Consider the following 24,079-nt stretch of genomic DNA (forward strand, 5'->3'; position numbering starts at 1 on the left):
AAGTCCGCCCGGATCATCTGGGCAATACTGACAAAACGAGAAGAATACCGGCAGCCAATCGCCTGATGCTGCCAAGAGATGCAAGACGCTTGATGTGATGATGCGAAATGAAGTCAACCAAAAGTAAGGACACTCCGTCGAACGGCATGGCCCTCGAGGTCGTTAAGCCGATTGGAACCTTACTTGCGGAACTCATCAAGGCCAGTGGCAACCGCCACACTAACAGGCCGGACACACGACTGTACTGACAGACCATCGCGACCACAGAAATCTCTTGCAATGCAGGAGCCATCCACACATGCCGTTCTTGACCGGAGCGGCGAAGGGATAGAACGAGCGCAAAATACCCGCTCGCCACTGCCACGACCTTCAACAGCCATACAGACCTTGCGGTTGTCTGAGACTTCGTTCCCAGGTCGACCGAGCGAAGTGCGGTCCGCCGTCAACCCTCAGCGTGCCTCTCTCCAACGAGCATCGTTTTTGTTGTGAGCCTGTGCGTTCCTCACTAGCATCGCGGGAATGCCATAAACCACTCAGATGCATTGGCGGCACGGATCGGGGCTATAGACACATGACAGACATAAAAGCCGAAAGACTTGCCGCTCACATCGAAGGCGATTTCGTCGTGTTTCTGATTGGCGCTCGGATAAACAAATGGTGGCGGGTCCGGGATATCCTATGGTTCTCGAAGACCATGCCAAAGATGCTCAAGGAACTCTCGAACATGCCGAGCGAGGAAACCGGTTTTTTGGGATATCAACCCCTTAGCGCATTTATCAATGTCCAATACTGGCGGAGTTTCGAGCATCTCGAAGCATACGCCCGCTCCAAGGACCGGGAGCACTTCCCCGAGTGGGTCGAGTTCAACCGCCGCTACAAGAAACGGCGGGGCGATGTCGGGATATGGCATGAAACCTATCTGGTGAAAGAGGGGGCCTACGAGGCGATCTACTCCGGAATGCCAGCCTTCGGGCTCGGGAAAGTCGCGGAACTCGTACCCGCAACTGGCAATCGTGATGCTGCCAAACAACGCCTTGGGCGCTGACCCCGCACGGATTGTCCATCATCCACCACGTCTCAATCTCCCACACAACTTTCCTGGCTCGGACCAAAAGAAGCGACATTCTTGGGAGCGCAAATGGTTCAATGTCAGTTTTGACCCGCTCTGCCGCCTTTGTCGAACTATGCCGAGCAGCAGTTTTGCGCAGGATGGGAACACTGGCTCGGCAGCTGCGAACGGCGTTTTTGTCCGCTAACGTTCCCTTGTTGTGGGCAGTGGCGAACGTCCGGTTCTCGACTGAAAGAACAGCTTTGGGATGAGGACAAAAGGAAACGCTGCACTGCAGAGAATGACCGCAAGGTCGGCAAAGCCGCCGTTGATGTAATCCGCAGCATTGTGCCGAATCGGCTCGGAACTTCTGTTCGCTGCATCGCAAGAAGGGCCAAAACCTATGCGTTCCTGTCGCTGGCGATAGCCACCGATCAGGCCTCGCAGGCAGGGTAACAGATATTGGCCGAACCAACCGCTGCGCCTGTAGAGAGGGCGCTTGCCGCCAAACGGAGCTTGGGTGGCGGGCGCGCCGTTGGGGCGGCGCGGGCGTCAGGCTTCGATCATGTCCACGCGGGTTGCGTGGCGGCCGCCTTCGAACTCGGTCTCGAGGAAGGCGTCGACAATGTCGAGCGCGAGCCCTTCTCCGACGACGCGAGCGCCCATCGAGAGGATGTTGGCGTCGTTATGCAGGCGGATCATGCGGGCCGAGAACGTGTCGCAGCAAACCCCGCAGCGGATGCCCTTCACCTTGTTCGCGGCCATCATGATGCCCTGACCGGTGCCGCACAGGATGATGCCGAGATCGCAATCGCCGGAAACGACCCTCTCGGCCGCGGCCTGGCCGTGCTTGGGGTAATGGGTGCTCTCGGGCGTTGTCGGCCCGATATCGACGACCTCCAGGCCCTTGGCCGCGATATGCTCGGCGATGGCCTGGCGGAGCGGGATGGCGGCGTGGTCGCTGGAGAGGACAATGCGTTTCTTGGTGGTCATGGGGCGCTCGTCTTGGTTGTCGAGGTGATCGGGCGGCCCGGCCATGGGCCGGTCGCGCCCTCACGTCTCTACATGAAGATGCGCGGGGTTTCCAAGGAGCCGCGTTTCAAGTCCTTACGAAAACTCGGTGTCGTCTGCCTCAACTGCCTTCAGCATGTCACTGAGAAGATCCGGATCGGCCGCATGTACCCGGTTCCAGGTCGGGATCGAGGGAGGTTCGGCCGGGTTTTCGAGGAAGATCTGGCCTGCGAGCACCACGTTGCGGGCGAATAGCTCGATCGCAGCTTCTTCCTGGTGACGGTCGATGGACAGCCCGTTCATCTTGGCATCGTTGTAATAGCATTCCATCAGGTCGAGCGCGGACCGGTAATAGGTCGCCTTCAGCGTGCGGAAGACCTCCTCGGAGAACACCGTCCCGTCGGTCGCCAGCTTGCGGTAGAGCGCCTTGCAGATATCGACCGACATCCGCGACAGCCCCGCCGTGGCATCCTCTTCGGAAAGCGGCTGGTGCTTGTGATCGTAATTGTCGGCGATCTCCACCTGGCAGACCGATTTCGGCGCCAGGTTGCGCCAGCCTTCCGAGAGCACGCCGATCTCCAGCCCCCAATCCGACGGAATCCGCAGATCCGCCAGCGTGGAGACCCGCATGGCGAACTCGCCGGAGAGCGGGTAGCGGAAGCTGCGCAGGAAATCGAGGTAGTCCCGGTCGCCCACGGTGCGCTTGAGCGCGATCAGGAGCGGTGAGACGAGAAGGCGGGAGACGCGACCGTTGAGGCGAGCGCCATCGGTGCGCGGGTAGAAGCCCTTGGCCATCTGGTAGGGGAAGGCGGGGTTTGTCACCGGATAGACGAGCCGGGCGAGCATGTCCTTGTTGTAGGTGGTGATGTCGCAATCGTGGATGGCCACGACCGAGCTGTCCTGGCAGGCCAGCAGGTAGCCGATGCAGGTCCAGACATTCTTGCCCTTGCCCGGTTCGCGCGGGGCAAGGTCCATTGCCCGCAGGCGGTCCTGGATTGCCTGCATGCGCGGGCTGTCGTTCCAGATCACGGAATGGGTCTGCGGCAGGACGGAAAAGAACTTGCGCGCGTGCCGGAACTGTTCCTCGTTCGCCCGGTCCAGACCGATGATGATCCGGTGCAGGTAGGGCGCCCCTGAAAGCTCCTTGATAATGTTTTCGAGCGCCGGCCCCTCGAGTTCCGAATAGAGCGAGGGCAGGATAAGGGAAATCTTGCGGGATCCGGCCAGCGTGACCAGTTCGTGGGTCAGATCCTCCGTGGAGCGGGTCCGCAGGTTGTGCAGGGTGGCAATGTTACCGTTCTGGTGAAAGTCGGCCATGTCGTCTCCTCAGAGGTCCATCTGGTACAGAAGGTCGAGCACGGCGGAGTTCCAGCCCAGGGGGCCGGGCAACGCCGTGCGACGGATAAGCCCGGCGGCTTCGCCGGGCAGCCGGGGCAGGTCTGCCCCGTGTGGGTTGGCGATGATAACGCCGTGATCGGCGGCCTCCAGCATCTCGACATCGTTGGGCGCGTCGCCAAGCGCGAGGCGGGGCGGGTTGCCGAAGCCGGACGCGATTTCGTCCATCCGGTCCGCCTTCGTGCCGCCAAAAGAGAGTGTCAGGAACCGCCCGCCCCGCCGCGCCTTGACGCCGAGCTTGCCGAGCGCACGGAGAAACGCGTCGAGGTCTTCCGGCCCGCCATAGAACAGCCCCGGTTCGGAGAACTGCCGTTTTGCCGCCAGCCGTGCGGCCTCCGGTGTCAGGCCGGTGGCCTGGACGATGCCCTTCGGGCCAAGGTCGTGAAAACCTTCGAATTGCGACCGGATCGAGGGCGAGACCTCGTTGATCGCGGCCAGCAACTCGATATACCGCCCGTCCGAGGATGCGCCGCCCGTGGCCGGATCCAGCAACCCGGCGCCGTTCTCGACAATTGCCGGGAAGGCCTGGCAACCGATGGCGCGCTGGATCTCGACAATCTCCGCCGCCGTCTTGGAGGAGGCCAGGATCAGCGGGATTTCCAGTGCGCGAAGCCGCTCCAGCGCGGTGCGCGCGGGGTCGAAACTGTAGCTCTCATGGTCCAGCAGGGTGCCGTCGAGATCGGTGAAAACGATCAGCGGGGGTGTCCCCATTCGCCGCTCCTCAGTCGCGCACGGCCCATCCGGCCAGTGCCTTTTCCAGTGCGATGACCACGTAGTAGAGCAGAATGCCGAGGGCCGCGAGGGCGATCAACACCGCGAACATCAACGGGTAATCGGAGTTTGTCTTGCCCGAGTCGAACAGCGCCCCCAGCCCGCGCCCATGTGGCGAGACGATCTCCATCAGGTTGGTGCCGATAAACGCAAGCGTGACCGAGACTTTGAGCGCGCCGAAGAACTCCGGCAGCGTCTTGGGCAGGGCGATCTTCCAGAAGATCGTGACCTTGGAGGCGCCGAGCGCCGCCAGGATGTCTCGGTATTCCGGCTCCAGCGTGGAAAGCCCGATCGAGACGGAGACTGCGATGGGAAAGAAGGAGATCATGAAGGCAATCAGCACCGTGTTGAAATCATGCGCGCCCACGAACATCAGCGCGACGATGGGCACGACCGTGGCCTTGGGCACGGCGTTGAAGCCCACAAGCAGCGGGTAGAGCGCTTCGCGCATGATCCGGGAAAACCCCATCACCATGCCGAGCAGGGTGCCGAAGATTATGGCCAGCCCGAGCCCGGCGACGGTGCGCCAGAGCGTCTGCCAGGAATTGATCACGAACAGGTCGGCATATTTGACATAGGCCGGCCAGAGATCCGAGGGCGAGGCCATCTTGTAATTCGGCCATCCCATGGCCCAGACGAGCGCCTCCCAGAACAACAGGAAGATCACCATGGCGGCAACGGGAACGACAACTTTGTGCACGAACATCAGGCGGGCTCCGCGGGGCTGCCCACCGGCGCGCGGCCCTGGGCGATTTCGATCTGGTGACGCAGGATGGTCAGCATCTCGGCCGCCTCATGCGTGTAAAGGTGTTCGAGGTCGCGCGGTCCATCCATCGGCACGTCCAGCACATATTGGGCCCGCGCGGGCCGGCCCGACAGGACGACGACCTGATCGGCCAGGAAGATGGATTCGCGCAGATCATGGGTGATTAACAGGCCGGTAAAGGGCTCCTTCTCCTTCACCTTGTGCATGGTCTGCCACAGGTCCTCGCGCGTGAAGGCATCGAGCGCGCCGAAGGGTTCGTCCAGGATCAGCACGTCCGGCTGATGCACCAGCGATCGGCAGAGCGAGGCCCGCTGCCGCATCCCGCCCGAAAGCTCGGAGGGACGCTTGTCCTCGAAACCCTCGAGGCCGACGAGGGCAAGCAGGTAGCGTGCCCGTTCTTCCTGCTGCTTCTTCGTCGTCTTGGTGGGCACGATCTCCATTGGCAGCATGACGTTCTGCAGGATCGTCCGCCATTCCAGCAAGACCGGATTCTGAAAGGCCATGCCGACCGTCGAACGGGGTGATTTCACCCGTTCTCCGTGTAGCCAGACCTCGCCCTCATCGGGCTTGAGCAAACCGGCGACCAGCCGCGTCAGGGTCGACTTGCCGCAACCCGAGGGGCCGACCACGGCACAGAAGCCGCCCTCCCGCACCGAGATGTTGAGATCGTCCAGTACCTGAAGGGGGCCGGACTTGGTCTGGAACGTGTGGGTAACGTTCTTGATGTCGATCAGGGGGGCGTCGCTCATTTCCTGCCTTGGGCTAGATATTTTTGTGCCTCCGGCGGGGATATTTCTTGTCAGTAGAAAACAGGGTGGTCGTCAGCTTTTTCTGACAGGAAATATCCCCGCCGGAGGCGGAAAGCTCCGCCGCGCCGGTCAAGACGGCGCGGCGATCTGGTTTACTTCAGCGCGAAGAGCCCTTCGGGAAGGAAGGCAGCGTCGAAATAGAGCGACGCGTCGGGGGCATTCTGGAACTCGTAATTCTTGGCCAGTTGCTCGATGCCCGCGGCCATGCGCGCCTCGTCGATCCCACCGAAGCCGTTCTCCATCACGTAGTCGGTCAGGACATTGGCCTCCAGGCACAGCTCCAGGCGGCGCTGTTCGAGCGCCTCGTCGGCGGCCGGGTTGCGTGCGATCACGGCCTTCGCGCCCATGGCCGGGTCTGCGGCCACGTCTTTCCAGCCGGCGGCGACAGCGGCGAGGAAGCCCTTCACCGTCTCGGCGTTCTCCTTGGCGTAGTCCGTGTTGACGATAATCGCGTTGCCGTAAAGCTCCAGCCCGTGATCGGCCATCAGGATGGTCGAGATATCGGCCTCTTCGACACCCAGACGCACGAGGTTGAGATAGGACGAGAAGGAGAAGCCGGTGACGGCCGCGACCTTGCCTTCGGCCAGCATCGGCTCGCGGGTCGGGAAGCCGACCGGCTCGACGGTGACCTTGCTGGTGTCGATCCCGGCGGCTTCGGCAAAGGCCGGGAACTGCGCCCAGGCGCCATCGGGGGGCGGGGCGCCCAGCACCTTGCCTTCGAGGTCTTTCGGCGCCTCGACGCCGAGCGACTTGCGCCCGACAATGGCGAAGGGCGGCTTGTCATAGATCATCATGACCGCGGTCACGGGTGCGCCGGGGTTCTGGTCGAGAAACTTGATCAGCGAGTTGATATCGGCAAAGCCCACCGGGAAGGCACCCGTGGCGACCTTCGGAATCGCGTCGAGCGAGCCCTGGCCGGCGGTGACTTCGACATCGAGCCCGGCTGCTTCGAAATGGCCATTGTCGATGGCGGCGAAATAGGCAGCCGATGGCCCCTCGAATTTCCAGTCGAGGGCAAAGGGCATCTTTATGGTCTCGGCATTGGCAATGCCGGCCGTCAGTGAAACGGCGAGAGAAATGGCTGTAATGGTGCGGTGGAACACGCGCGTCCTCCTTGGTTCAATTTCTGAGCGGAGCCTGCGTGGTTTCGCTCAGACTGGGGAGGCGGCAGCCGGGAAAGCCCGGGACAACAGGTGCCGCCCCGGGAATATGAACAAGAAATGAGCGTAAATGCAAAAAATCCGGGCAGATCGCGCAGTTTTCTGTCCGGATTTCTTGACCGCTTGGTTGAGTCTCTGCCGCTCGGATCAGGCGGCGCGGCGCTGGCCCCCGCTTTCCTGAGACAGCAGCCAGGAGGATGCGCCGATGATCAGCGCGGCGCCGATCCAAAGGCTGCCCGGCGGGTAAAAGCCGAAGACGGCGACGCCGAGGGTGACGTTGAACAGCAGCTTCACGTTGTCGAAAGGTTGCAGATAGGCGGCGTCCGCGAGGCTGTAGGCGCGAACCAGTGCGTAATTGGCCAGCGCGGTCAGTAGCCCGGTGCAGATCAGCAGCAATCCCGAAGGGCCGACATCCAGCGTGAGCCCGCCCTCCCAGGCGATGACGGCGTTGAACGGGGTCAACAACAAGAGCAGGTAGACGGTCAGAGACTCCGGGGATTCGGTGTTGGTGAGTTTCTTTGCCACCAGCGATGAACTGGCCCAGAGTGCGGCCGCCCCAACCGGGAGCAGGGCATATGGTGTGAACGCGTCCGACCACGGCGCAAGGATAAGCATGCCGCCTGCAAACCCGGTGGCAACAGCGGCCCAACGCGAAAGCGTTGCCTCTTCGGAGAGGAAATAGGTTGCCCCAAGGGTGACGAACATTGGCGAGAGCATGATCAGTGCAATCGCCTGCCAGATCGGCACATGGGCAAGGCCCGCGGCCCAGAGCTGAACGCCTCCGACGGCAAATACGACTCGCAGCAGGTGAAAGCCGAAGGATTTGGTCCGCAAGGCTCCAAGCCCGTTGGCCCAGAGCCAGGGCAGCGAGAAGAGAAACGCGATCAGGTATTGCCAGAAGGTCAGCTTGGCCGACGAGAGGCCATGCACCATGGCGCCGTACTGGAGCAGCGAATTGACGACGGCGAAGAGCGCGCCGGCGGATATCATGAAGAAGGCGCCGGCGGCGGCCGGGCCAAGGGATGCAATAATGCGAGTCATGCCGTTGTCCTTTCCTTTACGTGCACGACTCAAGGCAGACAGGACAACGTCGCCGCCCCCGCGAGGGTCGGCGTTTGTCCGTTCTCTTTCATCCGGACTTTAACCGTCGGCTCCGGAGTTGCACCGGATCTGCTGACCCTCCCGAAGGGGAGGCGCTCGCGGGCTTGCGGGGGAAGCGCTTACCGCCGGTGGGGAGTTCCACCCCGCCCTGAGAACGACGCGGCCCATTCGACCGCGGCGGGACCATAGGGGCGGTATCGGAAAAACGCAATCTCCCCCGATACCCCCACGATCCCCCCCGTGACGCCGCTCAGGAGCGCAGCGCGCGCGCCATTTCACGAACCCCGTTTCGGATCGTGTCGTCGTCGAACCCCGCGAAACCAAGTACCAGTCCCTGTTGTGTCGGCGTGTCGGCAAAGAAGACCGACAGGGGGCGCATTTGCAGGCCGGCCTCCCGGCAACGCTGAGCCGCCTCCGCGTCGTTCATGCGCTTGAGAAGGGCGGGGGCCAAGCGGGCGACGAGATGCATGCCGGAAGGTTCCTCCGAGGCGGAAAGCAGGTCGGGGCAGTCGTTTGCCAAGGCCTCCAGAAGGACCCTTTGCCGATGGGCATAAAGGCGGCGCATCCGGCGCAGATGGGTGGCGAAATGCCCCTCCTCCATGAAGCGGGCAAGGACGGGCTGGGCCAGGATTCCGGCCCGCGCCCCGCGCCGATCGATCCGGGCCTGCAACTGCGGGCCGAGCGCGGCGGGCACGGCGAGATAGGCGAGGCGGATCCCCTGGAACAGCACCTTGGAGAAGCTGCCGGCGTAGATCACGCAGCCCGTTTCGTCGAGGCTCATCATCGCCGGCAAGGGCTGGCCGCGATAGCGATACTCGCCGTCATAGTCATCTTCCAAGATCCACCCGCCTGTTTTGGCCGCCCATTGCAGAAGGCGCAGGCGTCTTGCCAGTGGCAGGGTCATTCCGAGGGGGAATTGCCGGGACGGGGTGACAGCGATGGCCCGCAGGCCGGGAGTGAGGCGCGCGGGGTCCAGCCCCTCCGCATCGACCACCTGTGGGTGAACCTGCAAGCCGCAATCGCAGAGCGCGGCGCGCAGGGGGGCGTGGCCCGGTTCCTCCATCCCGACACGGTCGCCGGGGGACAGAACGGTTTCCGAGATCAGCGCAACGGCCTCCCCAAGCCCAGACGTGATGACGATCTGGGAGGGGGTGCAACGGATGCCACGCCAATCGCCGAGATGACGGGCGATGGCCGCGCGCAGCGGCCACCAGCCGAGTGGGTCGGGCCGGCTCATCAGCGCGGGATCGGGCGCGCGCCAGACCTGATCCAACAACTTCGCCCATTGCCGATGCGGAAAACTGGCAATGTCCGGCGCGCCGGTGTCGAAGGGGCGCGGAGCGTGCGACGGCGGAGGAGCTTCCTCGGGCGCGGTTTCCAGTGGCGGGCGGGGTAGGGCGGACAGGTCCGGGGCGACGAACATCCCCGCCCCGCGTTGCCCGACAAGGTATCCTTCGCTCACGAGCTGGTCGTAGGCCGTCACAACGGTGATCCGGGAGACGGACAATTCCTCGGCCAACCCCCGGCTTGGCGGCAAGCGGTCGCCGGATTCCAGCTGGCCGGATTGCACAAGCCGGCGGATCGCGTCGCAGAGCTGGGCCTGCAACGGTGTCGCGAGGCTTCTGTCGAGTGAAACGGAGAGCCAGGGTGCTTCAGAATTGGACTTACTCATTTGTCAATTTTTGGATATTCTTTCAATCCAAACCAAGAGCTATCTGACCCTGAAAACCATGCAAGTTCAGGATCACGACCATGCCACGGGATGACGTCCAGCAACCCACCGAGCGCAGCCGCCTGCGCCGCACGCATGAAAGGGGCGCCTATGATGCGGCCTCGCTCCATGCCGTTCTCGATGCCAACCCGATCTGTACCATCGGCTACGTGATCGACGGCAAGCCCTTTGCCACGCCCACGATCCAGTGGCGGGAGGGAAACCATGTCTATTGGCACGGCTCCTCGGCGAGCCGGATGCTGAAGAAGACGCTGGGGCAAGAGGTCTGCCTGACGGTGACCTGCCTCGATGGTTGGGTGCTGGCGCGCTCGGCGATGCACCATTCGGTGAATTTCCGTTCCGCGATGCTGTTCGGCACCGCCTTCAAGGTCGAGGGGACAGAGGCGAAGACGGCACGGCTCAAGGCGATGGTGGAAGGGCTGTTTCCGGGGCGCTGGGACATGCTGCGCCCGGTGAACGGGCAGGAGCTGAAGGCGACGACGGTCTACGGGATGGAGATCGACGAGGGGGCGGCCAAGGTCCGCTCCGGTCCGCCGAAGGATGACGAGGAGGATTACGCGCTGCCGATCTGGGCCGGGGTGATCCCGACCCGGACCGAAGCCCTGCCGCCGGTGCCGGATGTGCGCAATCTCGACGGGGTCGAGATGCCGGAGCATGTGGGCGCCTTAGGGAAAGGCTGACATGATGGGATTGCGGGCTGGCGCGTCGCCGCTGGCCCCTGTCGGGCGGGACCCTGTCAGGCAGAGGCGATCTGCTTGATGTATTTCCCGACCTGCGTTCTGAAGCGTTTGTCGAGCTTGCCCTTGGCCAGTTTCGCCGTCTGAATCATGATGCGCGCGGGCAGCGTGGCGGGCTTCACCTCAAGGCTGATCATCACGCGGGTCACGCTTTGCGAAAGCGCCACAAGTTCGACTGTGAACACGGTGTCGAGCCCGCCGACATGGCCGCTGAATTCCATGTTGTTCGGCGGCTCACACCCTGTCACCTCGGTTTCCAAAGTTCTCTGTGAGCCGCGAAAACTGAAGCGCAGGGTCCATCCGGCGCCAAGCCCGGCCTGATCATCGGCCTTGCGCGTGACCTCTATGCCGTTCCGAAGCGCGCGGCGCTCGAAGCTGCGAAAATCGGTGACGGTCTCCCAAACGCTGTCGATGGGGGCGGAGATGTCTTCACGGGTCGAAAACTTCATCTGTGAACCTGTCCAATTTCGCTAAGGCGGCATGTCTGTTTGCGTCAATCAAGCCGATCCGCAAGCCAGTTTTCCAGCAGGAACCGCGCGATGGCGCCACGGCGGGCGCCCCAGATGCTCGGGTGCTCGCCGGCCATGATCGACAGCATCTCTTCGCGGCTGATCCAGCGGGCGTCCTCGATCTCCTTCGGATCGATCTGGATATCGTCGGTCTCTGCCGCGCCCCGGCAGCCGAGCATCAGCGACGCGGGAAATGGCCAAGGCTGAGAGGCGAGGTAGTTGACAGCGCCGACGCGCACGCCGGCCTCCTCGAACACCTCGCGCCGCACGGCGGCCTCGATCGTCTCGCCCGGTTCGATAAAACCGGCCAGCAGCGAATACATGCCTTCGGGCCAGGCCGGGGAGCGCCCCATCAGGACCGAATTGCCATGGGTAATGAGCATGATCACCACCGGGTCCGTGCGCGGGAAATGTTGTGCGCCGCAGGCGGGGCAGTTGCGCTGCCAACCGGCCTGTGCCGGCGCACTTTTCTTGCCGCAGCGCGCGCAGAAGGGGTGCGTGCGGTGCCATTCCAGCAAGCCGCGCGCGGCGGCGGCAAGCTCGGCATCCTTGGGCGAAAGGCGGGTCATCGACTGGCGCAACTCGGCGAAGCGGGCGTCGTCCCCGGCACCGGGATAGCGCTGTTCGGACTGATCCACGAAACTGTCGAGTGTCGAGAGATCCTGCTCTTCGGGTGTCCAGGACGAGACATCGGCCACGAACCACGCCTCCTCGTCATGAAAACCAAGGAAGAAGGCGGTTTTCGTTGCATGTTCCAGTATCGGATGGCCGGGGGCCACGGGCGCAAGTGCAAGCGTTTCCTCGCCGCGCAGATGCGGTTTGGCGCGCCACATGGGCAGGATGCGAGCCTCTGGCCCGGCAAACAGTTCCGCCAGCTTCGCGTCATCGCCCCGGATCTCTGCCGACCGGTCGAGCCCGCCGCCGCCGAAAGTCACCGTCTCCGCCAGCTTCATCTCTGCCTCCGTCATCTCTGCTCAGCCCGGCTCTTGGCATGTCGGACCGGCCAAGGCAATCGCCCGCGTTGGCGGACACCGGGAGCGTGCGCGGCCGGGCGAGCAAGATCGCGGCGTCGCGCCACCCAAAGACAGACTGGGTTTCGGGCGGTGGGCTACGCGTGCTATGTACGCCGCAGGGAGCTTCGGTTTCGGATGCGGGGAGGCATCTTATTTCAAGTCAGACGATTTCGGGGCTTCAAAACTGGTTTCAGTCGCGTTTCCCGTCAGGGTTCATCTTGGTGTGACCTGACGGGTCTCGTTCGTGACCTGACATTTATCGAAAAGGTGCGCCCATGGCTCAAAAACCTTCTTTCCAGATTTCCCGTCGCGGCTTCATCGCAACCGGCATGGCCGGGGCGTCGATGATCGCCCTGCATCCCTATTCGGCCCGCGCGGCCGGCAACCAGGCGCATTTGCGGATCATGGAGACCACGGACCTGCACGTCCACGTGTTCCCCTATGACTATTACTCGGACCAGCCGCGCGACACGGTAGGCCTGTCGCGCACGGCGTCGCTGATCAACGAGGTTCGTGCCGAGGCCACCAACTCGATGCTGCTCGACAATGGCGACTTCCTGCAGGGCAACCCGATGGGCGATTACATCGCCTATGAGCGCGGCATGAAGGAGGGCGACACCCACCCGGTGATCACCGCGATGAATGCCGTCGGTTTCGACGCCTCGACGCTGGGCAATCACGAGTTCAACTACGGTCTCGATTTCCTGATGAAATCGCTGGCCGGGGCCGATTTCCCGGTGGTGTCCGCCAACGTCGTCAAGGAAATGGGTGCCGATCCGACCAAGGATGTGACGCTGCTGAAGCCCTACGTGATCCTCGACCGCGAGGTGACGCTTGGTGACGGCACCACGGCGCCGATCAAGGTTGGCGTCATCGGCTTCGTGCCGCCACAGATCATGAACTGGGACCGCCGCCACCTCGAAGGCAATGTGCAGGCGCGCGATATCGTTCAGGCGGCGCAGGCTTACGTTCCGCAGATGCGGGAGGAGGGCGCCGATATCATCGTCGCGCTCTCGCATTCCGGCATCGGTTCGGCCGAGCACACCGAGGGCATGGAGAACGCCTCCGTTCCCGTCGCGGCCGTTGACGGTATCGACGCGGTCATGACCGGTCACCATCACCTCGTCTTCCCCTCGCCGGCCTATGCCGACTTGCCGGCCGTGGATGTCGAGGCCGGTTCGATCCATGGCAAGCCCGCCGTTATGGGTGGCTTCTGGGGGTCGCATATGGGCCTGATGGACCTGATGCTGGAGCGCGACGGCAATGCATGGAAAGTGGTGAGCTTCACCAGCGAGGCGCGCCCGATCGCCAAGCGCAACGAGGATCGCTCCTACACGGCCCTGGCCGAGGACGATGCCGCCGTGCTGGCCTCGGTGCAGAAGGAACATGACGAGACGCTCGCCTATGTCCGCCGCGCGGTGGGCAAGACCGACGCCCCGCTGCATTCCTATTTCGCGCTGGTTGCCGACGATCCCTCGGTTCAGATCGTCTCCATCGCGCAGCGCTGGTACGTGGAGCAGATGCTGGCGGGCACCGAATACGCGGCCCTTCCGCTGCTCTCCGCCGCCGCGCCCTTCAAGGCCGGTGGCCGGGGTGGCCCGGAATATTACACCGACGTGCCGGTGGGGGATGTCGCGATCAAGAACGTGGCGGACCTCTATCTCTACCCCAACACCGTGCGGGCGGTGAAAGTTACCGGGGCGCAACTCAAGGGGTGGCTCGAACGCTCGGCCGGCATGTTCAACCAGATCGAGCCGGGCTCCAAGGATGCCATCCTGCTCAACTCCGACTTCCCGTCCTACAATTTCGACGTGATCGACGGGGTCGAGTACCAGATCGATCTGTCGCAACCGTCGCGCTTCGGTCCGAAGGGCGAGGAGTTGAACCCGGAGGCCAGCCGGATCGTCAACCTGACCTATAACGGGGAGCCGGTCGCCGATGACGCGGAATTCGTCATTGCCACCAACAACTACCGCGCCTCCGGCGGTGGGGATTTCCCGGGCGCCAAGGGCGACACGATTATCTTCGAAGCGCCGGACACCAACCGCGACGTGATCGTTCGCTACATCGTCGAACAGGGCACGATCAGCCCCTCGTCCGATGCCAACTGGTCCTTCGCGCCGATGGCCGGCACGACGGTGATCTTCGAGACCGGTCCGAGGGCATCCGAGCATCTCGACGACGTGAAGGGCGTGAAGATCGAGGCGGCCGGCGACGGTGCGGACGGCTTTGCGGCCTATCGCATCACGCTCTGACCGCGCTCTGAAAACGCGTTGAAACCCTGGGCCTCCGCCAAGCTCTTGGTGGGGGCTCGATTAAATCGGCGCCTGCGTGAAAGGCAATTTCAGCCCGGGTTGGGAACACGTGCGTTCAAAAACCACGCCGCGCGGCGATTGCCGAGCGCTCTCCTGCTTCAGTCGCACTCCTTTGAACGGTAGTCACTTGGCGTTCATGTTGAAGGCATCGCGGTAGATGCGCCACGTGCCATCCTCCTGACGACGGAAGATCGTCAGGAATTTCCCTTCGACCGCGTTGTTCACGGTAAAGGTTCCGCGCGAATAGGCGTAGTCGCCCAGGATCATGACTTCCTCGGCCTTGATCTCCATGGACGCTGGTGCGTTGGCAAAACGCTCGGGCGTTCCGGGTGCAAACGTGGCGAAATCCACGGCCGGGACGCCAGGCGGCATTCGAATGCCCTCCTTGTCCCACAGGTTCAGCCATGTCTCCGCGTCTCCGGCAACACGCGCCGCGCTGTAGCTCGACCAGATGTCAAGGATCGCCGCCTCGTCAGCCGCCATATCTGCGGCCGCCGTCATGGGAATGGCGCAGGCAAGCGCAAGAGCTCCCGCAGCTAGAATTCGGATGGTTCCTGGTCTCATGATGTGCCTCCATTCAACAAAAAACGGGCACAGGAATTTTAACCGAAACGGGACCATTCCGCTTTGACGTACTTCAAGCCAGCGACAAGTGGTCGACGCTCAGCGCCGCTGCGGGTCCGCCGGGTAGACGCCGAGAATATCCAGCCGGTCGGTGAAATACTCAAGCTCTTCAAGCGCGAGTTGCACCGAGCGGTCATCCGGATGGCCCTCGATATCGGCGTAGAATTGCGTGGCGGAGAAGGAGCCGTCGACCATGTAGCTTTCCAGCTTGGTCATGTTGACGCCATTGGTGGCAAAGCCGCCCATAGCCTTGTACAGCGCGGCCGGGATGTTGCGGACGCGGAAGACGAAGGTCGTCATCATCGAAGCGCCGCGTCGCTCCATGTTGGGTTCACGGGCCATGATAAGGAAACGGGTCGTGTTGTGGTCGCGGTCCTCGATATGGCGGGCGAGGATGTTGAGGCCGTAGGTCTCCGCGGCAAGGTCCGAGGCCAGCGCGCCCACGTTCCGCAGCCCATGCTTGGCAATATCGGCCGCGGCCCCGGCGCTGTCGGCCGCCGCCTCGCCCCGAATCCCCAGCTGGTTGAGGAAGCTGCGCGATTGCGGCAGCAGAACCAGATGCGCGCGAACGAGTTCGATCTCGTCCAGATGCACGCCCGGAAGTGCCATCAGCGAGATGTGCACCCGCACGAATGCCTCGTCCACGATATGCAGCCCGCTCTCGGGAAGCAGGCGGTGGATGTCGGCGACCCGCCCGTAGGTGGTGTTTTCCACCGGCAGCATCGCCAGTTCGGCGGCCCCGGTTTGCACGGCCTCGATCGTCTCGTCGAAGCTGTGGCAGGGCAGGGGCTCGTAGTCGGGCCGGGCGTCGTGGCAGGCCTGGTGGGAATAAGCGCCAAGCTCTCCCTGGAAAGCGATACGGGGACGGTCGTTCATTGTTTTTTTCGCGGACATATTCAAGATGATGCGACCTTTTGGCGGATCGCTGGGCAAACTTCAACTTGCACCAAGGGGGTGGAAACATGATAGATGCGCGAAACGTTCATTTTACGGGATGCGACATGTTCGACACGATGACCCTTACAAAGACCGTCGGCGCCGTTTGTGGTTCGCTGCTGGTATTGCTCCTTGCCGGTTGGGCGGCCAGCGGTCTCTATACCGTCGGTGGCGGTGGCCATGGCGACGAGCATGCCCAGGCCTATGTAATCGACACTGGCGAAGGTGGTGGCGCTGCCGAAGAAGAAGCCGCACCGGTTGATTTCGCGACGCTGATGGCCAGTGCCGACGCGGCCGATGGCGCGAAGCTTTTCAAGAAGTGCCAAGCCTGCCACAAGCTCGAAGATGGCGCCAATGCCACCGGCCCGACCCTCTACCAGGTCGTGAACCGCCCGGTGCAGGGAGTCGACAGCTTCGGTGGCTATTCCGGCGCGCTCGCCGAGGCGGCCGATGTCTGGACGCCCGAGAACCTCTTCCACTTCCTCGAGAGCCCGAAGAACTTTGCCCCTGGCAACAAGATGTCCTTCGCCGGTTTCAAGAAGCCCGAGGATCGCGCCAATATCATCGCCTTCCTGGAAAATCCCGAAGGCTGACCCGGCGACGCGCCGCAACAGGAATTCGCAGCTCGCTGGAAGTGCGCTTCCGGCGGGCTGTCTCGTTTCGGGCTGTCCGAATTTCCCTGCGTTGACCGGTCGGGCCTGCACTGTGTAGCCTCTGCCATGTCACGGCGGAGGGACATCTGGTGGCGCGGACGCATTTCGACCTTTTCAGGGCGATCATTGACGGTACTTTCATCGCCGATCTCGATCCGGTTGCGGAGAGACCGGTGCATGGCGTTCTCTATCCGCGTACCGAGGCCGAGACCCATTTCGACCGCCGTGGGCGGGAGTGGACCCGCCGGGCCGAAATGACGGTCTTCTGCATCGAAAAAGATTGCATTGTCGACACCGATGGCGGGACGGTCCTGTTCGATGTTGCGGGCTGGTATGGGAACGTCGGCTGGCAGTATTTCGAGATCCCCGAGGGCACCGAACTTCCCGATTCCCTTGTGATCGAGGGCACCGGTCGCATCCGGCGCAACCGGAGCGGGACGTTGCAGGGCAAGCTCCATGTGATCGTTCCGCGCAACCGAATGTCTCTTCAGGCGTACCGGGCGGCGCTCGACGGGCTGGCCCGCAACGCGATTGTCCGCCAGATCCAGCTCGCGTCGAGCGGCTGAAGCGGAAGAAGGAGCGGGAGATGGCGGAAGTCGGCGGTTGGACCCTCGTGATGGCCATACAGGCGGTGCAGAGCGAAATCATCCGGCTGCGCCGGCTGGAGGACGACGCCGTTGTCTCCGGCGATGAGCTTCTGCTGGTGGATTTCGAGCGCGCGGCCGAGGATCTCGAAGCGGCCTATGCGGAGGCGGTCCGTTTGCAGCCGAACCTGCCGCCCTATCCGCAGTTGGTGAACCGGCGCGGCCCCGGCCGTTTCTGAGCCCTCGCGTGCGATCACGAGCGTTCACGCAATCTCGCCTTGTTCCTTTCGGTACGGCTCTCTAGCTTGAGGCCGATGGATATTGTCAGACGCGCGAAGGATTTCCCGATGACGCTACTGCCTGCGCTTGGATCGCTTCGGATGGGAGCATGCTCCCTTCTCTCCGCTGTTTCCCTCTTGGCAGCTTCCAGTCTTGCAAATGCCGCGCCGGAGGGCTGGATCACGTCGCACGGGATCTCGACCTTTCCGGGAGAGCTGAAATACAAGGCCGACTTCCCGCATCTCGACTACGTCAATCCGGGCGCTCCCAAGGGCGGCGAGATGTCGATCTGGGCCTTTGGCGGCTACGATTCGATGAACCCCTACACGATCAAGGGCCGGGGCGAGCGGCTGGCCAGCGTCCCCTATGAAAGCCTGCTGGAAGGGGTGGCCGACGAGATCGGCTCCGATTACGGGCTTTTGGCCGAGACAATCGAATATCCCGAGGATCGCAGCGAGGTGATCTTCATCCTGCGCGAGGGGGTTCGCTTCTCCGACGGCTCGCCGCTGACCGCCGAGGATGTCCTGTTCTCCTATGAACTCTTCCGCGAGAAGGGCCTGCCAAGTTTCCGCGCGGTTCTGAGCCAGCAGGTCGAGAGCGCCGAGGTGCTGGACGACCGCCGCATCCGCTTCGTCTTCCCCGAGGACCAGCCCAAGCGCGACCTGATCCAGACGGTGGGTGGGCTGCCGATCTTTTCCAAGGCGCATTACGAGGCCAACGGGCTGGATCTGGAAGAGAACTCCATGACACCGTTCCTTGGCTCTGGTCCTTACGTCCCCGAACAGCTGGATGTCGGCAAGCGCGCGGTCTACAAGCGCAACCCCGATTACTGGGGCAAGGACTTGCCGCAGAATATCGGACGGCACAATTTCGATTCCATCCGGCTGGAATATTTCGGCGATTACGTCGCCGCTTTCGAAGGCTTCAAGGCGGGGGCCTATCACTTCCGCAACGAGGCCAGTTCCAAGACATGGGCGACCGGGTACGATTTTCCGGCGCTCATGAGCGGCGATGTGATCAAGGCCGAGCTGCATGACGGCACGATCGCCACCGGGCAGAGCTTCGTGATGAACCTTCGCCGGCCGCAATTCCAGGACCCGAAGGTGCGCGAAGCCATCGGGCTGATGTTCAATTTCGAATGGTCGAACGAGCAGTTGTTCTATGGCCTCTACGAGCGGGTGAATTCCTTCTGGGAAAACTCGGACCTGGCCGCGACCGGGCTGCCCTCGGAGGCAGAGCGTGCGCTGCTGGAGCCGCTCAAGGACAAGCTGCCCGAAGGCGTGCTCGACCAGGAGCCGCCGATGGCGCCGGTGTCCGGGCCGCGCCAGCTTGATCGCGGGAACCTGCGCAAGGCGCTGGCCCTGCTGGACGAGGCCGGCTGGGAAGTCGGTCCTGACGGGATGCGTTCCAAGGATGGCAAGACGCTGAAGGTCGAGTTCCTCAATGACAGCCAGACCTTCGACCGGGTCATCAACCCCTATGTCGAGAACCTGCGCCGCGCCGGCATCGACGCCGTGCACAGCCGCGTCGATCAGGCCGAGGCCACGAACCGTGAACGTTCCTATGATTTCGACATCATCACCGACCAGTTTCCGATGGGCTATATCCCCGGTGCCGGGCTGAAGCAGTATTTCGGCTCCGAGACCGCGGATACCAGCGTTTTCAACGCGATGGGGCTGAAGTCGGAAGCCGTGGACGCATTGATCGAACATATTATCGCCGCCGAGACCCAGGAGGACATGGAGACCGGCGTGCGTGCGCTCGACCGGGTGTTGCGCGCCTACCGTTTCTGGGTGCCGCAATGGTACAAGAACACGCACACGGTCGCCTATTTCGACATGTACGAGCACCCCGATCCGCTGCCGCCCTATGCGCTCGGCAACCTGGATTTTTGGTGGTATAACGCCGAAAAGGCCGAGAAGCTGAAGGCAGCCGGCGTGCTGCGATAACAACGGGCAGGTAAGAGCACCTCCATGGGCGCCTATATACTCCGGCGATTGCTGCTGATCATTCCGACTCTGTTCGGGATCATGCTGATCAATTTCACCCTGACGCAGTTCGTGCCCGGCGGGCCGATCGAACAGATCATCGCCCAGGTTCAGGGCGAAGGCGACGTGTTCGAAGGGATCGCCGGCGGCGCGGATGCCGGCAGCGGTGCGGGCGAAAGCTCGGACGACCGTTATCTCGGCGCGCGCGGCCTGCCGCAGGACTTCCTCGACGAGTTGGAAGTCGATATGGGCTTTGCCCGGGTGGTCTGTACGGAGGGGTTCGAGGGCACGCCCACTCTGGACGATCCCCTGTGCGAGAAGGAGACCATCGGCATTGTCGAACGTTTCGGCATCCTGATGGGCAATTACCTGCGGTTCGATTTCGGCGAGAGCTATTTCCGCTCGATCTCGGTGGTCGATCTCGTGATCGAGAAAATGCCGGTCTCGATCACGCTCGGCCTCTGGTCGACGCTGATCGCCTATATCGTCTCGATCCCGCTGGGCATCCGCAAGGCGGTGAAAGACGGCTCGCCCTTCGATACCTGGACCAGCGGTTTCATCATCGTCGCCTATGCGATCCCGGGGTTCCTGTTCGCCATCCTGCTTCTGGTGCTCTTCGCGGGTGGCTCCTACTGGCAGATCTTCCCGCTGCGTGGGCTGGTCTCGGACGGGTTCGACCAAATGACGACGCTGGAAAAGATCGGTGACTATTTCTGGCACATCACGCTGCCGGTGCTGGCCTCGACTATTTCCAGCTTTGCCACGCTGACGCTGCTGACCAAGAACTCCTTCCTCGACGAGATCAAGAAGCAATACGTGATCACGGCCAAGGCGAAGGGCCTGTCAGAAAGCCGCGTGCTCTATGGCCACGTGTTCCGCAACGCGATGTTGATCGTGATCGCGGGTTTCCCGGCCGCTTTCCTGTCGGTCTTTTTCGGGGCCTCGATCATCATCGAGACGATCTTCTCGCTCGACGGTTTGGGGCGGCTCGGCTTCGAGGCGGCGGTGGCGCGGGACTACCCGGTGGTCTTCGGTACGCTCTACGTGTTCGGGTTGATCGGCCTGCTGGTCGGGATCCTTTCCGACATGATGTATGTCCTTGTCGATCCGCGGATCGATTTCGAAGGCCGGCAGGTGTGACATGAGCGATCAAGCCATCTCCCGCGCCGAGGCCGGCGAACCGAAACGAGGCTTCTTTAGCCTGTCCCCGCTCAACCAGCGCCGCTGGCGGAACTTCAAGCGTAACCGGCGGGCCTATTGGTCGCTGATCATCTTCTCGGTGATCTTCGTGGCCTCGCTCTTTGCCGAGTTCATCGCCAATGACAAACCGATCCTTGTGAGCTATCGCGGCGAGCTGCATTTCCCGATCCAGAAATTCTACCCGGAGACGGCCTTTGGCGGGGATTTCCCGACCGAGGCGGTCTATCGCGATGTCGAGGTGCAATGCCTGATCGTGACGGGCGGAATCGTCGACTGTTTCGACGAGCCCGAAGACATCATTGCCCAGGTCGCGGAGGGGGCGACGGAAGTGAATGGCGAGGAAGTCGCCCGCGGCTGGATGATCTGGCCGCCGGTGCCCTACAGCTACAATACCCCAAATACGTTGGGCCAGCCCGCGCCCTCGCCGCCCGATTCCGACCATTTGCTTGGCACGGATGATGCGACGCGGGACGTGTTGGCGCGGGTGATCTACGGCTTCCGGCTGTCGATCCTGTTCACGCTGATCGTGACCATCACCTCCTCGATCATCGGCATTATCGCGGGCGCCGTGCAGGGCTATTTCGGCGGCTGGATCGACCTTGTCTTCCAGCGTTTCATCGAGATCTGGGTGAGCACGCCCTCGCTCTACATCATCATCATCATGTTCGCGATATTGGGGCGAAGTTTCTGGCTGCTTGTCTTCCTGACCGTGCTCTTCGGCTGGCCCGCGCTGGTGGGGGTCGTGCGGGCGGAGTTCCTGCGGGCGCGGAACCTCGAATATGTGCGCGCGGCCAAGGCGCTTGGCGTGTCGAACTGGAAAATCATGTTCCGCCACATGCTGCCCAACGCGATGGTGGCGACGCTGACAATGCTGCCCTTCATCGTGACGGCGACGATCGGCACGCTGGCCTCGCTCGACTTTCTGGGCTTCGGCCTGCCGTCTTCGGCACCCTCGCTGGGGGAGTTGACGTTGCAGGCGAAGCAGAACCTTCAGGCGCCCTGGCTCGGTTTCACGGCGTTCTTCGTTTTCGCAATCATGCTCTCGCTCCTGGTCTTCATCTTTGAAGGCGTGCGGGATGCGTTCGATCCGAGGAAGACCTTCCAATGAGTTTCGGAAAGAGCATCCTCAAGGTTCGCGAACTCAAGGTCTCCTTTCGGCAGGACGGGCGCGACATGCCCGCCGTCAAGGGGGTTTCATTCGAGGTGGGCGAGGGAGAGACCGTAGCGATCGTGGGAGAATCCGGTTCCGGAAAATCGGTGACCGCGCTCTCCACGGTGTCTCTGCTTGGCGAGAACGCGACCATCACCGGCTCCGTCGATTACAAGGGCAAGCAGATGGTCGGCGCGCCGGAAGCCGATCTGATGGAGGTTCGCGGGAACGATATCAGTTTCATCTTCCAGGAGCCGATGACCTCGCTGAACCCGCTGCACACGCTGGAGCGGCAGTTGGTGGAATCGATCACGCTGCACCAGGGGCTTACGGGCGATGCGGCGCGGGCGCGGGTTCTGGAGCTGTTGCACAAGGTCGGTATTCGCGATCCGGAGAGTCGGCTTGGCGCGTATCCGCACCAGCTTTCGGGCGGGCAGCGGCAACGGGTGATGATTGCCATGGCGCTGGCGAACGGGCCGGAACTGCTGATCGCGGATGAGCCCACCACGGCGCTCGACGTGACGATCCAGGCGCAGATCCTGGAACTGCTGGCAGAGCTGAAGAAGGCCGAGCAGATGAGCCTGCTCTTCATCACCCATGACCTCGGCATTGTCCGAAAGATCGCGGATCGAGTCTGCGTGATGAAGGATGGCGAGATCGTTGAGACCGGGCCGACGGCGGAGATTTTCGCCAATCCGCGGCATGACTATACCAAGAAACTGTTGGCGGCCGAGCCCAAGGGCGTGATGGCGCCGGTGGAGGGCAATCCGGAGGTGGTGGTTTCGACCGACGCGTTGCGGATCTGGTTCCCGATCCAGCGCGGTTTTCTGCGCAAGACCGTGGGGTATGTGAAAGCCGTGAACGAGGCGACGCTGTCTGTGCGGGCGGGCGAAACGCTGGGCATCGTGGGCGAGAGCGGCTCGGGCAAGACAACGCTCGCGCTCGCCATCATGCGGTTGATCGCGAGCGAAGGCCCTGTCGTTTTCATGGGCGAGAATGTGCAGGGGCGGCCGCAGCGCAGCCTGCGCGACCTGCGCCGGCATATGCAGATCGTGTTCCAGGACCCCTATGGCAGCCTCAGCCCGCGGATGACGGTGGAGCAGATCATTGCCGAGGGGCTGGGTGTGCATCGCATCGACCGTCAGCGGTCGAAACGGGAAATGGTGGCGGATATCATGGAGGAAGTCGGGCTCGACCCGGCGATGATGCACCGCTATCCGCACGAGTTTTCCGGCGGGCAACGGCAGCGGGTCGCCATCGCGCGGGCGATGATCCTGGAGCCACGGCTGGTGGTGCTGGACGAGCCGACCTCGGCGCTGGACATGACGGTTCAGGTGCAGATCGTGGAGCTGCTGCGGCGGCTGCAGAAGAAGCACGGGTTGGCCTATCTGTTCATCAGCCACGATCTGCGCGTGGTTCGGGCGCTGTCGCACAAGGTGATCGTCATGAAGCAGGGCGATATCGTCGAGAGTGGCACGGCGCAGGAGATCTTCCATGCACCGAAGACCGACTATACGCGGGAGCTGATCGCGGCGGCGTTCAACCTTGGCGAGGCGACGGGGAACGTCTTCGCATGAGCGGAGTGACGGCAAACCTCGTGTTCTTTGGGATTGGCGTGATCAGGGTCGTTCAGGCGCGTGCCCACAAGCTCCGTTAAGCTGTGAGGACAGGAGGACACATGACCGAAACCGAGGAACCCCATGGCGAGCTGGCGCTGCGAACGCTGGCCATGCCGGCCGATGTGAATGTGAGCGGCGATATCTTCGGCGGCTGGGTGCTGGCGCAGATGGATATCGCGGCGGGCATGGCGGCCGGGCAGCGGGCACAGGGGCGCGTGGCCACGATCGCCGTCGATGCAATGAAATTCATCCGGCCGGTCCGGGTGGGCGATGTGCTCTGCATCTATACCCATATCGCGCGGGTCGGGACCAGCTCGATGGGCGTGGCCATCGAGGCCTCTCAAGTTCGACAGTAAAGCTGATAAGCAATTGATATCGTTTACGTGAGCTGGCGGGAATTGCCACAACAGGCGTCTTTCAGGCGGGTTTTGGGATGTTGAGTGCTTCGAAAAGATTGAGCTGTTCGGGCTGGCTCCTTGAGGTTCCGGTGAAGGTTTTGGTTCCGATGTGCGTGGTGTGCCGCTGGATCCTCGCAAGCAGGTCTAGGGCGGTTCGGGGACTGGCGGATTGCCCTTTGGCTTTCAGGCGCATGCGCATGACGCGGTAGAGGATGAGTGCCAGGAAGCAGATCATCGCGTGGGCGCGAATGCGGTCCGGCAGGCGGTGGTGGACGGGGGCG

At 62.8% G+C, this 24,079-nt stretch carries 23 protein-coding genes, 1 pseudogene and 1 riboswitch; of the genes and pseudogenes, 11 read left to right on the forward strand and 13 right to left on the reverse strand.

What is annotated here, in order from left to right:
- Positions 1-571 precede the first annotated feature (571 nt).
- Positions 572-1,045 (forward strand): DUF4188 domain-containing protein, encoded by a 474-nt coding sequence (locus BLR85_RS23375; protein WP_093163151.1) that lies wholly within the window; start codon positions 572-574, stop codon positions 1,043-1,045.
- Between the two features lie 555 nt (positions 1,046-1,600).
- Here the strand turns inward: BLR85_RS23375 and rpiB are convergent.
- The 8 genes from rpiB to pdxR form a co-directional block, all read right to left on the reverse strand.
- A complete protein-coding gene (gene rpiB / locus BLR85_RS23380) occupies positions 1,601-2,041 on the reverse strand; it encodes a ribose 5-phosphate isomerase B (RefSeq protein WP_093163202.1) in 441 nt (146 codons plus the stop codon).
- A gap of 114 nt (positions 2,042-2,155) precedes the next feature.
- On the reverse strand, positions 2,156-3,376 hold the full coding sequence (locus BLR85_RS23385; protein ID WP_093163153.1) for a glycosyltransferase family protein: 1,221 nt from the start codon (positions 3,374-3,376) through the stop codon (positions 2,156-2,158).
- A gap of 9 nt (positions 3,377-3,385) precedes the next feature.
- The gene (locus BLR85_RS23390) at positions 3,386-4,165 is read right to left on the reverse strand and encodes an HAD-IIB family hydrolase (protein ID WP_093163156.1); all 780 of its coding nucleotides are present in this window, start codon (positions 4,163-4,165) and stop codon (positions 3,386-3,388) included.
- Between the two features lie 10 nt (positions 4,166-4,175).
- Positions 4,176-4,931 (reverse strand): ABC transporter permease, encoded by a 756-nt coding sequence (locus BLR85_RS23395; protein ID WP_170844723.1) that lies wholly within the window; start codon positions 4,929-4,931, stop codon positions 4,176-4,178.
- Positions 4,931-5,740 carry an ABC transporter ATP-binding protein gene (locus BLR85_RS23400; protein WP_093163160.1) on the reverse strand — a complete coding sequence of 270 codons (810 nt, stop codon included), beginning with the start codon at positions 5,738-5,740 and terminating at the stop codon, positions 4,931-4,933. The genes BLR85_RS23395 and BLR85_RS23400 overlap by 1 nt, the downstream gene beginning before the upstream one ends.
- A 152-nt stretch (positions 5,741-5,892) precedes the next feature.
- On the reverse strand, positions 5,893-6,903 hold the full coding sequence (locus BLR85_RS23405; protein ID WP_093163162.1) for an ABC transporter substrate-binding protein: 1,011 nt from the start codon (positions 6,901-6,903) through the stop codon (positions 5,893-5,895).
- Positions 6,904-7,107: 204 nt separating this feature from the next.
- Positions 7,108-8,001, reverse strand: a complete 894-nt coding sequence (locus BLR85_RS23410; RefSeq protein ID WP_093163164.1) for a DMT family transporter — start codon at positions 7,999-8,001, stop codon at positions 7,108-7,110.
- 76 nt (positions 8,002-8,077) lie between these two features.
- A riboswitch (FMN riboswitch) is annotated at positions 8,078-8,221 on the reverse strand.
- A gap of 90 nt (positions 8,222-8,311) precedes the next feature.
- Positions 8,312-9,733 carry a MocR-like pyridoxine biosynthesis transcription factor PdxR gene (gene pdxR, locus BLR85_RS23415; RefSeq protein WP_093163166.1) on the reverse strand — a complete coding sequence of 474 codons (1,422 nt, stop codon included), beginning with the start codon at positions 9,731-9,733 and terminating at the stop codon, positions 8,312-8,314.
- Between the two features lie 80 nt (positions 9,734-9,813).
- Here pdxR and BLR85_RS23420 point away from each other — a divergent pair, with 80 nt between their 5' ends.
- A complete protein-coding gene (locus BLR85_RS23420; protein ID WP_093163169.1) occupies positions 9,814-10,473 on the forward strand; it encodes a pyridoxamine 5'-phosphate oxidase family protein in 660 nt (219 codons plus the stop codon).
- Between the two features lie 56 nt (positions 10,474-10,529).
- Here BLR85_RS23420 and BLR85_RS23425 read toward each other — a convergent pair whose 3' ends face one another.
- Together BLR85_RS23425 and nudC are read right to left on the reverse strand one after the other, a co-directional pair.
- Positions 10,530-10,979: an SRPBCC family protein gene (locus tag BLR85_RS23425; RefSeq protein ID WP_093163172.1), complete on the reverse strand. Its 450-nt coding sequence runs from the start codon at positions 10,977-10,979 to the stop codon at positions 10,530-10,532.
- A gap of 44 nt (positions 10,980-11,023) precedes the next feature.
- The gene (gene nudC, locus BLR85_RS23430; RefSeq protein ID WP_093163204.1) at positions 11,024-11,992 is read right to left on the reverse strand and encodes an NAD(+) diphosphatase; all 969 of its coding nucleotides are present in this window, start codon (positions 11,990-11,992) and stop codon (positions 11,024-11,026) included.
- Between the two features lie 335 nt (positions 11,993-12,327).
- On the opposite strand from nudC, the gene BLR85_RS23435 reads away from it, so the two are divergent.
- A complete protein-coding gene (locus BLR85_RS23435; RefSeq protein ID WP_093163174.1) occupies positions 12,328-14,307 on the forward strand; it encodes a bifunctional 2',3'-cyclic-nucleotide 2'-phosphodiesterase/3'-nucleotidase in 1,980 nt (659 codons plus the stop codon).
- Between the two features lie 183 nt (positions 14,308-14,490).
- Here BLR85_RS23435 and BLR85_RS23440 read toward each other — a convergent pair whose 3' ends face one another.
- Entirely contained in the window at positions 14,491-14,931 is a 441-nt protein-coding gene (locus BLR85_RS23440) for a YybH family protein (RefSeq protein WP_170844724.1), read from the reverse strand.
- A gap of 99 nt (positions 14,932-15,030) precedes the next feature.
- Positions 15,031-15,867 (reverse strand): prephenate dehydratase, encoded by an 837-nt coding sequence (locus tag BLR85_RS23445; RefSeq protein WP_093163179.1) that lies wholly within the window; start codon positions 15,865-15,867, stop codon positions 15,031-15,033.
- Between the two features lie 125 nt (positions 15,868-15,992).
- On the opposite strand from BLR85_RS23445, the gene BLR85_RS23450 reads away from it, so the two are divergent.
- The 8 genes from BLR85_RS23450 to BLR85_RS23485 all read left to right on the forward strand — a co-directional run bounded on the left by BLR85_RS23450 (position 15,993) and on the right by BLR85_RS23485 (position 23,756).
- Entirely contained in the window at positions 15,993-16,520 is a 528-nt protein-coding gene (locus BLR85_RS23450; RefSeq protein ID WP_093163182.1) for a c-type cytochrome, read from the forward strand.
- A 149-nt stretch (positions 16,521-16,669) separates the two neighbouring features.
- Entirely contained in the window at positions 16,670-17,146 is a 477-nt protein-coding gene (locus BLR85_RS23455) for a Tse2 family ADP-ribosyltransferase toxin (RefSeq protein WP_093163185.1), read from the forward strand.
- A 20-nt stretch (positions 17,147-17,166) separates the two neighbouring features.
- Positions 17,167-17,403 carry a hypothetical protein gene (locus tag BLR85_RS23460; RefSeq protein WP_093163188.1) on the forward strand — a complete coding sequence of 79 codons (237 nt, stop codon included), beginning with the start codon at positions 17,167-17,169 and terminating at the stop codon, positions 17,401-17,403.
- A gap of 108 nt (positions 17,404-17,511) precedes the next feature.
- The gene (locus BLR85_RS23465; RefSeq protein ID WP_093163207.1) at positions 17,512-19,392 is read left to right on the forward strand and encodes an extracellular solute-binding protein; all 1,881 of its coding nucleotides are present in this window, start codon (positions 17,512-17,514) and stop codon (positions 19,390-19,392) included.
- Positions 19,393-19,416: 24 nt separating this feature from the next.
- Positions 19,417-20,571: a microcin C ABC transporter permease YejB gene (locus BLR85_RS23470; RefSeq protein ID WP_093163191.1), complete on the forward strand. Its 1,155-nt coding sequence runs from the start codon at positions 19,417-19,419 to the stop codon at positions 20,569-20,571.
- A gap of 1 nt (position 20,572) precedes the next feature.
- Positions 20,573-21,739, forward strand: a complete 1,167-nt coding sequence (locus BLR85_RS23475) for an ABC transporter permease (protein WP_093163194.1) — start codon at positions 20,573-20,575, stop codon at positions 21,737-21,739.
- Positions 21,736-23,358: an ABC transporter ATP-binding protein gene (locus BLR85_RS23480; protein WP_093163196.1), complete on the forward strand. Its 1,623-nt coding sequence runs from the start codon at positions 21,736-21,738 to the stop codon at positions 23,356-23,358. Before BLR85_RS23475 ends, BLR85_RS23480 begins: the two co-directional genes overlap by 4 nt.
- A gap of 101 nt (positions 23,359-23,459) precedes the next feature.
- The gene (locus tag BLR85_RS23485) at positions 23,460-23,756 is read left to right on the forward strand and encodes an acyl-CoA thioesterase (protein ID WP_093163199.1); all 297 of its coding nucleotides are present in this window, start codon (positions 23,460-23,462) and stop codon (positions 23,754-23,756) included.
- Positions 23,757-23,817: 61 nt separating this feature from the next.
- Here the strand turns inward: BLR85_RS23485 and BLR85_RS23490 are convergent.
- A pseudogene (locus tag BLR85_RS23490) lies at positions 23,818-24,079 on the reverse strand (IS1634 family transposase); the annotation flags it as partial.

The organism is Aliiruegeria lutimaris (assembly GCF_900099935.1).
Lineage (GTDB): Bacteria > Pseudomonadota > Alphaproteobacteria > Rhodobacterales > Rhodobacteraceae > Tropicimonas > Tropicimonas lutimaris.

What these genes read in the sequence shown, in the direction of transcription:
- BLR85_RS23375 (WP_093163151.1), top strand. Translation starts at nt 572, where the DNA reads ATGACAGACATAAAAGCCGAAAGACTTGCCGCTCACATCGAAGGCGAT.
- rpiB (WP_093163202.1), bottom strand. Translation starts at nt 2,041, where the DNA reads ATGACCACCAAGAAACGCATTGTCCTCTCCAGCGACCACGCCGCCATC.
- BLR85_RS23385 (WP_093163153.1), bottom strand. Translation starts at nt 3,376, where the DNA reads ATGGCCGACTTTCACCAGAACGGTAACATTGCCACCCTGCACAACCTG.
- BLR85_RS23390 (WP_093163156.1), bottom strand. Translation starts at nt 4,165, where the DNA reads ATGGGGACACCCCCGCTGATCGTTTTCACCGATCTCGACGGCACCCTG.
- BLR85_RS23395 (WP_170844723.1), bottom strand. Translation starts at nt 4,931, where the DNA reads ATGTTCGTGCACAAAGTTGTCGTTCCCGTTGCCGCCATGGTGATCTTC.
- BLR85_RS23400 (WP_093163160.1), bottom strand. Translation starts at nt 5,740, where the DNA reads ATGAGCGACGCCCCCCTGATCGACATCAAGAACGTTACCCACACGTTC.
- BLR85_RS23410 (WP_093163164.1), bottom strand. Translation starts at nt 8,001, where the DNA reads ATGACTCGCATTATTGCATCCCTTGGCCCGGCCGCCGCCGGCGCCTTC.
- pdxR (WP_093163166.1), bottom strand. Translation starts at nt 9,733, where the DNA reads ATGAGTAAGTCCAATTCTGAAGCACCCTGGCTCTCCGTTTCACTCGAC.
- BLR85_RS23420 (WP_093163169.1), top strand. Translation starts at nt 9,814, where the DNA reads ATGCCACGGGATGACGTCCAGCAACCCACCGAGCGCAGCCGCCTGCGC.
- BLR85_RS23425 (WP_093163172.1), bottom strand. Translation starts at nt 10,979, where the DNA reads ATGAAGTTTTCGACCCGTGAAGACATCTCCGCCCCCATCGACAGCGTT.
- nudC (WP_093163204.1), bottom strand. Translation starts at nt 11,992, where the DNA reads ATGAAGCTGGCGGAGACGGTGACTTTCGGCGGCGGCGGGCTCGACCGG.
- BLR85_RS23435 (WP_093163174.1), top strand. Translation starts at nt 12,328, where the DNA reads ATGGCTCAAAAACCTTCTTTCCAGATTTCCCGTCGCGGCTTCATCGCA.
- BLR85_RS23440 (WP_170844724.1), bottom strand. Translation starts at nt 14,931, where the DNA reads ATGAGACCAGGAACCATCCGAATTCTAGCTGCGGGAGCTCTTGCGCTT.
- BLR85_RS23445 (WP_093163179.1), bottom strand. Translation starts at nt 15,867, where the DNA reads ATGAACGACCGTCCCCGTATCGCTTTCCAGGGAGAGCTTGGCGCTTAT.
- BLR85_RS23450 (WP_093163182.1), top strand. Translation starts at nt 15,993, where the DNA reads ATGTTCGACACGATGACCCTTACAAAGACCGTCGGCGCCGTTTGTGGT.
- BLR85_RS23460 (WP_093163188.1), top strand. Translation starts at nt 17,167, where the DNA reads ATGGCGGAAGTCGGCGGTTGGACCCTCGTGATGGCCATACAGGCGGTG.
- BLR85_RS23465 (WP_093163207.1), top strand. Translation starts at nt 17,512, where the DNA reads ATGACGCTACTGCCTGCGCTTGGATCGCTTCGGATGGGAGCATGCTCC.
- BLR85_RS23470 (WP_093163191.1), top strand. Translation starts at nt 19,417, where the DNA reads ATGGGCGCCTATATACTCCGGCGATTGCTGCTGATCATTCCGACTCTG.
- BLR85_RS23475 (WP_093163194.1), top strand. Translation starts at nt 20,573, where the DNA reads ATGAGCGATCAAGCCATCTCCCGCGCCGAGGCCGGCGAACCGAAACGA.
- BLR85_RS23480 (WP_093163196.1), top strand. Translation starts at nt 21,736, where the DNA reads ATGAGTTTCGGAAAGAGCATCCTCAAGGTTCGCGAACTCAAGGTCTCC.
- BLR85_RS23485 (WP_093163199.1), top strand. Translation starts at nt 23,460, where the DNA reads ATGACCGAAACCGAGGAACCCCATGGCGAGCTGGCGCTGCGAACGCTG.